This window comes from Ramlibacter sp. PS4R-6, from assembly GCF_037572775.1.
Taxonomy (GTDB): domain Bacteria; phylum Pseudomonadota; class Gammaproteobacteria; order Burkholderiales; family Burkholderiaceae_C; genus Ramlibacter.
The window spans coordinates 1-377 of sequence record NZ_JBBHKA010000005.1; the positions used below are offsets into that span (position 1 = coordinate 1).

Below are 377 nucleotides of genomic sequence, written 5' to 3' on the forward strand. Positions count from 1 at the left end.
CGCTGGGCACGGCCACGGCCGACGGGTCGGGGAACTGGTCGATCACCAGCAGCACGCTGGGCGAAGGCTCGCACACGCTGACGGCCAAGCAGACCGATGTGGCCGGTAACACCAGCGTGGCATCCACTGGCTTGGCGGTCACGATCGACACGACGGCGCCGGCTGCACCCAGCGCCCCGGACCTGACGGCCGGAACGGACAGTGGCTCCTCCAGCACGGACAACATCACCAACGACAACACGCCGACGTTTACCGGCACGGCCGAAGCCAATTCGAGCGTGACGCTGTACGACACGGACGGCACCACGGTGGTGGGCACGGGCACGGCTGACGGCAGCGGCAACTGGTCGATCACGGTGAGCACGCTGGGTGACGGC

1 protein-coding gene is annotated in these 377 nt (G+C 68.4%); it reads left to right on the top strand.

Annotated elements, in window-relative coordinates:
- Positions 1-2 precede the first annotated feature (2 nt).
- A partial coding sequence (locus WG903_RS19155; protein WP_340078297.1) for an Ig-like domain-containing protein occupies positions 3-377 on the top strand: 375 nt, incomplete at its 3' end.